9 protein-coding genes are annotated in these 8,567 nt (G+C 61.7%); 5 read left to right on the top strand and 4 right to left on the bottom strand.

Annotated elements, in window-relative coordinates:
• Positions 1-346 precede the first annotated feature (346 nt).
• From H8B13_RS20505 to H8B13_RS20490, 4 genes are all read right to left on the bottom strand, one after another.
• Positions 347-961, bottom strand: a complete 615-nt coding sequence (locus tag H8B13_RS20505; protein ID WP_166075266.1) for a DUF305 domain-containing protein — start codon at positions 959-961, stop codon at positions 347-349.
• A gap of 100 nt (positions 962-1,061) precedes the next feature.
• The gene (locus H8B13_RS20500; protein ID WP_315985179.1) at positions 1,062-1,700 is read right to left on the bottom strand and encodes an AraC family transcriptional regulator; all 639 of its coding nucleotides are present in this window, start codon (positions 1,698-1,700) and stop codon (positions 1,062-1,064) included.
• On the bottom strand, positions 1,701-2,042 hold the full coding sequence (locus H8B13_RS20495; RefSeq protein ID WP_240935916.1) for a cupredoxin domain-containing protein: 342 nt from the start codon (positions 2,040-2,042) through the stop codon (positions 1,701-1,703).
• Positions 2,043-2,082: 40 nt separating this feature from the next.
• Positions 2,083-4,356, bottom strand: a complete 2,274-nt coding sequence (locus H8B13_RS20490) for a heavy metal translocating P-type ATPase (RefSeq protein WP_166075263.1) — start codon at positions 4,354-4,356, stop codon at positions 2,083-2,085.
• A gap of 312 nt (positions 4,357-4,668) precedes the next feature.
• Between H8B13_RS20490 and H8B13_RS20485 the strand changes: the two genes are divergently transcribed.
• The 5 genes from H8B13_RS20485 to H8B13_RS20470 all read left to right on the top strand — a co-directional run bounded on the left by H8B13_RS20485 (position 4,669) and on the right by H8B13_RS20470 (position 8,489).
• Entirely contained in the window at positions 4,669-5,643 is a 975-nt protein-coding gene (locus H8B13_RS20485; protein WP_240935915.1) for a DUF1259 domain-containing protein, read from the top strand.
• 286 nt (positions 5,644-5,929) lie between these two features.
• Entirely contained in the window at positions 5,930-6,412 is a 483-nt protein-coding gene (locus tag H8B13_RS20480) for a hypothetical protein (protein WP_187312664.1), read from the top strand.
• A 135-nt stretch (positions 6,413-6,547) separates the two neighbouring features.
• Positions 6,548-6,679, top strand: coding sequence for a hypothetical protein (locus H8B13_RS21440; RefSeq protein WP_261990500.1), 132 nt, complete (start codon positions 6,548-6,550; stop codon positions 6,677-6,679).
• Between the two features lie 68 nt (positions 6,680-6,747).
• Entirely contained in the window at positions 6,748-7,707 is a 960-nt protein-coding gene (locus tag H8B13_RS20475; RefSeq protein WP_133271149.1) for a heavy metal-binding domain-containing protein, read from the top strand.
• Between the two features lie 50 nt (positions 7,708-7,757).
• Positions 7,758-8,489 (top strand): DUF305 domain-containing protein, encoded by a 732-nt coding sequence (locus H8B13_RS20470; protein WP_166075260.1) that lies wholly within the window; start codon positions 7,758-7,760, stop codon positions 8,487-8,489.
• Positions 8,490-8,567: the final 78 nt, after the last annotated feature.

Below are 8,567 nucleotides of genomic sequence, written 5' to 3'. Positions count from 1 at the left end.
GTACGGGCTCGCATCGTGGGGAGTGACGAGGACCAAGCCCCCCTCATCTTTACTGCAACTGACCATCGAGAGGCTGACGCTCAGTAAACTCAGCGCGAGGAGGGGGAAGCGAAAAAACTTATTCATAGCAGGTAGTAAATTAGTGAGACATAGATACCTACCAAAACGGCCCTACAGCGCCGTGGATTTATTTTCTACCCACTTCTGCTTGCATAATTTCCCGCTGGCTATCAATCGCTTACGCAGTCGCTGTGGCCGAGCGGCGCAACGCTCGCGGCATTACCAGCACCCCAAACGCAAAAAGGCAGCTCGTTGGGAGCTGCCTTTGTTGGTGGGTAAGCCGGGACTAACGATTGCGCGTGAGCCAATTCTGGAGCGCCGCAATTTCCTGGCGCTGGTCGGCAATAATGGCCTGGGCCAGGGCGCGAGTGGTGGAGTTGCGCCCGTACTGCAGCAGGGCCTCGGAGTTGTCGATGGCTGCTTGGTGGTGGTCGACCATGAGCTGGGCAAAGTCAACGTCGGGCTTACCAGTCATGCTGCGGGCGTCGCTGGCGGCCATCATTTTGTCCATGTTGGTTTTCTGCAGCTGGTTGAACTGCGAAACTAAGGGCGGCATGGGCTGGTGCCCGTTCAGGAAGGCGTTGAACTGTGCGATTTCGGCGCGTTGCTTGGTAATAATGGCTTGAGCCGTGGTTTTCATTTCCTGGTTGGTGCCCGTCCGCAGCTGCTCTTCCGCCATCAAGATGGCGGCCTCGTGGTGCAGGACCATCTGGGCAGCGTAGTCGTGATCGGGGTCCTGCGTTTTACCCTGCGCATCCATCTGCGTCATCATGTCCATCATGATGTTCATGTAGGCGCTGTCCATAGCCATGTCGTCCATGTCGTGGCCCTTTTGACAGGCCGTGCACAGGACGCTAATAACGAGCAGTGACAACAAGGGCAATCGGAAAAGGCGGAACATATTCACGGGAAAGGGGGGGATAAGGGTGAGCCATACAAACCCCCCGCTTACTGCCCCGGTTTTTATGCCATCGGCCTTTTCTCTTGCATAATTTAGCGACCTACACCAAGGAGTCCAGGCTGCGGCGGGCGGCGCTGGCCGGTCCCAGCTTTTGAAATTCGGAGGGCGTGAGGCCCGTCACCTGCCGAAACTGCCGCGAGAGGTGAGCCGGGCTGCTGTAGCCCAGCTGCTGGGCCACTTCGGCGATGGTCAACTCGCCGTAGCCGATGAGCTCCTTGGCCCGCTCCACCTTCTGGCGGATGATGAACTTCTCAATAGTGAGGCCTTCCTCCGCCGAAAACAGGTGGGACAGGTAGTGGTAGTCGCGGCCCAGCTGCTCAACGATGGAGTCCGAGTAGTTGAGCAGGCGCGGGCCCGGTGGTGGGTAGTGAATGAGGGTGACCAGGTGGGTTTTAATTTGTTCCACCAGCTGCGCCCGGGGGTCTTCCAGCAGGGCAAAGCCCGCTTCCAGCAGGGTCGCGCGAATCGCGTCCCAGTCCGGCTCGGCCTCCCCGGGCACGGTCACGTCGGCCTCGCCCAGGGCCACGTGGTGCACCTGCAAACCCAGTGCACTCAAGTCCTCGCGCACCACGCGGATGCACTGGGGGCAGACCATGTTTTTAATCAGCAAGCGCCGGGTGCCGGGCGCTGGCAGCATGTGCGAGGGGTTCACGTGGTGCGACATGGCAGGAATACGCACTTATTTAACGACCAGACTGCCGCGCAGCATGCCCATGCCGCAGGTGAAGGGAAAGGTGCCAGGCTGCTGGGGCAGCAGTTCTACCAGGGTGGTCTTGAAGGCGGGCAGGTCGCGGCGGATGCTGAAGTCGGGCATGAGCAGCTCCTCCGAGCAGGAGTTTTCCTCATCCCGGTAGAAGCTCAGCTGCACGGGCTTGCCGCGCTCCACTTCAATCACGTCGGGCGAGTAGCCACCCTTGACGGTGATGTCCACCTCCTGCACCCCGCTGGAGGAAGAGACGGCGCTGGCCGTCTGGCGCGCAGAGAAGAAGAAGTACCAGATGACAAACCCGGACAGGGCCACGCCCGTCAGGGTCACGATGATTTCGGCGATATCCATAAACTTAGTTTTTAACGGGGGAGAAGCCGCGCAGGCGCAGCGAGTTGGTGAGCACTGACACCGAGCTTAGCGCCATGGCGGCGGCGGCAAGCATAGGCGAGAGCAGCAGCCCAAAGAAGGGGTACAGCAGCCCGGCGGCGATGGGAATACCCAGCGTGTTGTAGATGAAGGCAAAAAACAGGTTCTGCTTGATGGTACGGATGGTTTGCCGCGACAGGTCAATGGCCGTGACCACGCCGTTCAGGTCGGAGCGCATGAGCGTGATGCCGGCTGCTTCCATCGCCACGTCCGTGCCCCCGCCCATGGCCAGGCCAATGTCGGCCTGCGCCAGGGCGGGCGCGTCGTTGATGCCGTCGCCGACCATAGCCACGGTGCGCCCTTCGGCCTGCAACTCTTTCACTTTGCCGGCCTTGCCGCTGGGCAGCACCTCGGCGAAGAAACGCTTAATGCCGACTTGTCCGGCCACCTGGGCCGCCGTCTGGGGGTTGTCACCCGTCATCATCACCACCTCAATCCCCATCGCCTGCAGCCGTTTGATGGCCACCGCTGACGACTCGCGCACGGTGTCGGCCACGCCGATAAGACCCACGGCCTGCTTGTTGATGGCGACATATAACACAGTCTTGGCCTGGGTGAGCAACTCCTCAGCCTGACGACGCACGGCCGGAGAGAGGGTAATGTCAGCGTCCGCGAGTAGGCGCGCATTACCGATGAGCACCGCCTGCCCATTCACGGACGCCTGCGCCCCTTTGCCTTCGATGGCCTGGAAACCCGTGGCGGAAATCACCGTGGCCTGCTGGGCATCGGCGTAGCGCACCACGGCTTCCGCCAGCGGGTGCTCACTCTGCCGCTCTACGGCCGCTACCACCTGCAGGAGCTGGCCCGCGTCCTGCCCATCCGCCGGCACAAAGTCCGTGACGGCCGGCTCCCCGCGGGTGATGGTGCCGGTTTTATCGAGCAGCACCGTGTTCACTTTATAAGCCTTCTCCAGTGCTTCAGCGTTGCGAATCAGCACGCCGTGTTCAGCCCCTTTGCCGGTGCTGACCATGATGGCTGTGGGCGTGGCCAGGCCCAGCGCGCAGGGACAAGCAATGATGAGCACGGCCACGAAGTTGACCAGGGCCAGCGGCAGACGGGCTTCTACCGGCGCCAGATCAAACCAGAGCACAAAGGTGAGGATGGCAATGACCACGACCGTGGGCACGAAGATGGCGCTGACCTTGTCGGCCAGGCGCTGGATAGGCGCCCGGCTCCCCTGGGCATCCTCCACCAGCTTCACAATCTGCGCGAGCATGGTGTCGGCGCCCACCTTGGTGACGCGGAAGCGGAAGGAACCCGTTTTGTTGAGGGTCGCCCCGAAGACGGGGTCCCCCGTTTTCTTTTCCACCGGCAGGCTCTCGCCGGTGAGCATGGCCTCATCCACGGCCGAGTGGCCTTCCTCGATGAGGCCATCGGTGGCCACCTTCTCGCCCGGGCGCACCACGACGAGGTCGCCAAGTTGAACCTGCTCAATGGGCACGTCCACTTCCTGGCCCCCAGGCCGCACCACGCGGGCGGTTTTGGCCTGCAGCCCCATCAGGGCTTTGATGGCCGCCGAGGTCTGGGTTTTGGCGCGCAGCTCCAACACCTTGCCCAGCAGAATCAGGGCGATGATGGTGGCGGTGGTGTCGTAGTACACTTCGGGCATCAGCCCGCGGCGCATAAACCAGTCGGGTGCTACCGTGGCCGCCAGGCTATAGAGAAAAGCCGCGCCCGTACCCACGGCAATGAGGGTATCCATATTGGCGGCCCGGTGCTTGAAGCCGTTCCAGGCCGAAGTAAAGAACTCGCGGCCGCTGTAGAAGAGCACGGGCAGGGTGAGCACGAGCAGGCCGTAGTTGAGCCACTGCATGTTGATGCGCGCCATCAGGGCCGGCCACAGCATGAGCATACTCAGGGGCATGATGACGACGGCCAAGGCGGTCGCTACCCAGAAGCGGCGCTTAAGCTTTTGGTAGGCCAGCGCCTTCTGCTGGTCGATTTCAGCCTGCCGGTCAGCAGCCGAGGTGTCGGGGGCGCGCTCGGTGACGCCGTAGCCGGCGTTCACGACGGCTTCCTTCAGCGTGGCGGGAGTAGCCTGGGTGGGCACGTAATCCACGGTGGCTTTCTCCGTGGCAAAGTTGACTACAGCCCGCTGCACGCCGGGCGTACGGGTCAGGGACTTTTCGACGAAGGAGGCGCAGGAGGCGCAGGTCATGCCTTCAATGTCGAGGGTCTCGGTTTTAGTGGTAGGTTCCATAAGAGGGTAGAGGCAAAGGGTGCCGGACAGGTTCAACGTAGCAACTGAACGGGCCCCATAAACACCCTACAAAGGAACGGCGGGTTACGCCCGGAGTTGGTACGAAATCCTTCCTCAAACTTGCATAATTTGAAGTGCTGTTCCGGTGGATAGGGGTAGGGCTAAAGCCAATCCGCTGTACTGTCTGCTGGTGCTCTACGTAGGCTGAGTATAAACTGCCGTGTAACGCTGTTCTAGCCCTGCTATATAACTGATTCCCGCTTTTCCCGCCGTGCCTGGCTCAAGACGGCCGCGCTGGCTACCACCCCGGTCTTGCTGGGCTCCCTGCCAGCTCCGGCTAGTGGAGCGGCCCCGGTCGCCGCTAAAACCCCGACCCTCACGGCCGCGGAAATAGCGGCCATTGAAGCCGCGCCGGGCAAGAAAGGCACCTACGTGGAAGCCCAGGCCACGCATACCACCCCACTGCCGCGTAACGATTTGAAGGTAACCATCAAAGGCGAGCCCGTGCCCATCTCGTTTGGCTTTGGCGGCTGGGTGGCCATTAAGCACACCCTCGACGGCAAGTCGGCCATGCTCATGAGCGACACGGTGCTGCTGCAGGAGGAAGTGAATCCCTTGATGTCGGCGGCTCAGGCGCAGGGGCTGGAAATTGGGGCCGTGCACAACCACTTATTCTACGAGGAGCCCCGCATCTTCTACATGCACATCCACGGCATGGGCAGCCCCGCCGAGCTAGCCAGAAAGTTTGCTGCGGCCCTGAAAGACTCCAAGCTGCTGCCGGCCAATCAACCGAAGTCTACCGTGGCGGCCACGCCCGCGCAGCCGGGTAACAACGCCACGCCCAGCGCCGGTCCGCCCACCGGCAAGGAGCTGTTCGAGCTGCCGGCCCTCGATAAGCTCGTGGGCTACCCGGGTGTAGTAAACGGTTCCACCTACAAGTACACCGTGGGCCGGGCCGACCTGCAATCCATCATGATGGGCACCGAGATGACCGCCGCCATTGGGCTCAACTCCTGGGCCGCCTTCGCCGGCAAGCAAGCCGATAGCCACATTGCCGGCGACATCGCTATGCTGGAGCACGAGGTGAACCCCGTCATTAAGGTCCTGCGGGCCCACAACTTGGAAGTGGTGGCCGTGCACAACCACATGCTCTTCGACCAGCCCCGGATGATGTTTTTGCACTACTACGGTCGCGGCCCGGCGGCGCAACTGGCGGCTGGGTTCCGAGCCGCCCTGGACCAACTCGGCAAGGGGAAACTACCGGCCGGCGGGCCCCTGAAGCATTAATTAAAGGGGCTGCAGCCGGGGAGTTACGGGGTGCAAGGGGTCTTTCTTCGCCGACACCGATTTATATAATTGGGTCTCACGCTTGCATAATTTTGCGGTCGCCCACGCTCTTCGCGGATTATCCAATAGGCAGGAACTTGTCATACGCCTTGTAGAAAGCATATTTGACCCTTGGATCCAGGGGGCGATCGGCCCGCGCTGGAACTCTTCCCAGGAAATAACAGTAAAGGAGTAGTGCTGCACTTTATGCGCAGAAGCCTAGTTTTGCAGCTGCTTAGCACCTGTTATGTTTCGTAGCCTGTTCCTGTTCCGCCGTTTGCTGGCGACGAGCTTCCTGCTCGTCTTCGTCAACGTGTTTGTGGGTCAGTGTTACTGCGCAGCGATAAATCCGGGGCCCGTCGCGCCACAAACCCAGGCTACTGCTTCAAAGCAGCCCACGCACCCCGGCTGCCACGGCCACGACCCGGCAGCGGCCGGGCAAGTACTGGTGAAAGCCAAGCCCGCGCACGACCACCAGTCGACCAAGTCTTCCGACCAGCAGGACTGCTGCCAGGATAACTCGGCCGCTATCCTCAAGGCGCTCGCGACGCCCGGTGAAAAGCACCTAGTATCGTCCGCTCCGGCCCTGCTGCCGGCCAGCACCGAGTTCTTTTACCGGCCGGCAGCCGGCCAGTGGGACCGCACCCACGCGGTCGTTTTGGTGCTCCGCGAGCACCTGCCCCCCAAAATACCCGATATCCGGATTTTCATTCAGTCCCTGACGGTCTGATTCCTTGACGTGCCAAAGGCTCGCCCCGGGATAGCTATGCTATGTCCGGGGCGAGCCTTTGCGTTGGCGTGTCCTCCGAGCGCCTACGTGCGCTCCCCCACCTTCCCCTTTTCTTCCTGGTTTACCCGCCCGACAATGAAGAGTTGTTGCCAAGAAGCGGGCGCTCCTCCCCCCCGGGGGCCGGTACGCCGCCTACTTTCCTACCTGCTCTACGCTGGGGTGGCCGCCGTGCTGGGCTTCGTGCTCTGGCAGCAATGGCAGGCTTAACGCCCCGGCGGAGCCCCGGGCTGCTTACCTTCTAAGTGGCCCCCTGTTTAACCCTCAATCCCCTCTTTATGTACCGCTACCCGCTTTCCCTGCTGGCTGTAGCCAGCCTGCTCACCACGGCCAGCTGCTCGTCCGAATCCGCGTCCAGCAGCGCCACCAACACCGTCACTACGCCCACCAACGGCCCGGCCGAAGGTACTGCCGAGCACAGCGGCGGCCACACCTACGCCTGCCCTATGCACCCGGAGGTGACCAGCACCAAGGAGGGGGACAAGTGCCCCAAGTGCGGCATGAACCTGGAGCACAACGATCAGGTAGCCAATGGTAAAGCCTACGAGATGAAGCTCGTGCCGACCCCCACGGAGGTCACCGCCGGGCAGCCCACTACGCTGGCGTTCACGCCCCGCGAAACGGGTAATGAGTCGGCCCCCGTGCCGCTGGCCGTGGTCCACGAGAAGAAGATTCACCTAATCATCGTTTCCAAGGACCTGGGCCAGTTCTACCACGAGCACCCCGAGTACACCGCCGAGGGCGACTACAAGGTACAATACACCTTCCCCAAGGGCGGCGACTACGTGCTGTTTCAGGACTACACGCCCACGGGCGCTGGCCACCAGCTGGGTCGTCAGCCCCTGACGGTCAAGGGCCCGGCCTACACGCCGGTTAAGTTTAAAAACGACGACATGCAGTGGGACAAGGACGGCTACCAGGCCACGCTCTCCTTTGACAAGCCCCTGCAAACGGGCCAGCTGCTGGGCATGAAAATCAACATCACCCGGGGCGGGCAGCCCGTGACGAACCTGGAGAACTACCTCGGCGCCCTGGGCCACGTGGTAGTGATCAGCGAGGACACGGAGCAGTACCTGCACGTGCACCCCAACGACCAGGCTGACAAGGGCCCTACCATCGGCTTCAACACCAACTTCGAGAAGCCCGGCCTCTACCGCGTCTTCCTGCAGTTCAACCACGGGGGCAAGATTCACACCGGCGACTTCACCATTAACGTCGGCGGCCCCGCCGTCAGCTAACGGGCCGCGGCTCGTCCTGGGCTCCCTTTCACCTCACTCAACCAACCCGTATGAAACACTCCACCTTTTTCCTCGCCGCCCTCTGCTCAGGCACCCTGCTGGTCGCCAGCTGCACCAGCGACAAGGCGGCTGATTCTTCGGCCACGACGACCGAAACAACGGCTACGGAAGGCGCCGCTTCCGGGGACATGGCCGGCATGGACCACTCAGCTATGGGGCATGATAGCAGCGCCGCCGCGGGCAGCACTTCCCCCCTAATGGCGTCCATGAACGAGATGATGCGCAAGATGGAAGCCATTCCGATGAAGGGCAACACGGATCACGACTTTGCCCACCATATGCTGGAGCACCACCGTGGGGCCGTGGCTATGGCCGACATCGAGCTTCGCGACGGTAAAGACGCGACGATGCGCCAGATGGCGGAGAAAATTAAAGCTGACCAGCAAAAGGAAATCGCTGAGCTCGAAGCCGTAGCTACCCGCCTCGATAACGCCCCGACCAACTATAAGCCCACTGATCCTACGGACCCCTTCACCAGCAAGATGAAGGCGTCGATGGACGGCATGATGCAGAACATGCAGAAGCCGGTCGCTGACCCGGACATGAACTTTAACATGATGATGACGGTGCACCACCAGAGCGCCGTGGACATGGCCCAGGCCGAGCTGGCCCACGGCAAGGACACCAAGCTCAAAGAAATGGCGCAGCAGATGATCGCCGCGCAGCAGAAAGAAATCCAGCAGTTCAAGGACTGGCACGCCAAAAACGGCGACAAAATGTAGGCCCTGCGGCCCCTCACCTCTCTTTACCTTTCTTACCCCCCTCTCCATGAAATTCTCCCACCTCCTGGTAGCCGCCGC

This window comes from Hymenobacter sp. BT188, from assembly GCF_014333585.1.
In the GTDB taxonomy this organism is placed as follows: domain Bacteria; phylum Bacteroidota; class Bacteroidia; order Cytophagales; family Hymenobacteraceae; genus Hymenobacter.
This window is presented reverse-complemented; position numbering and strand designations above follow the sequence as displayed.

Coding starts and splice junctions, on each gene's coding strand:
- H8B13_RS20490 (WP_166075263.1), bottom strand. CDS start 4,356: ATGGAACCTACCACTAAAACCGAGACCCTCGACATTGAAGGCATGACC.
- H8B13_RS21440 (WP_261990500.1), top strand. CDS start 6,548: ATGAAGAGTTGTTGCCAAGAAGCGGGCGCTCCTCCCCCCCGGGGGCCG.
- H8B13_RS20480 (WP_187312664.1), top strand. CDS start 5,930: ATGTTTCGTAGCCTGTTCCTGTTCCGCCGTTTGCTGGCGACGAGCTTC.
- H8B13_RS20470 (WP_166075260.1), top strand. CDS start 7,758: ATGAAACACTCCACCTTTTTCCTCGCCGCCCTCTGCTCAGGCACCCTG.
- H8B13_RS20505 (WP_166075266.1), bottom strand. CDS start 961: ATGTTCCGCCTTTTCCGATTGCCCTTGTTGTCACTGCTCGTTATTAGC.
- H8B13_RS20475 (WP_133271149.1), top strand. CDS start 6,748: ATGTACCGCTACCCGCTTTCCCTGCTGGCTGTAGCCAGCCTGCTCACC.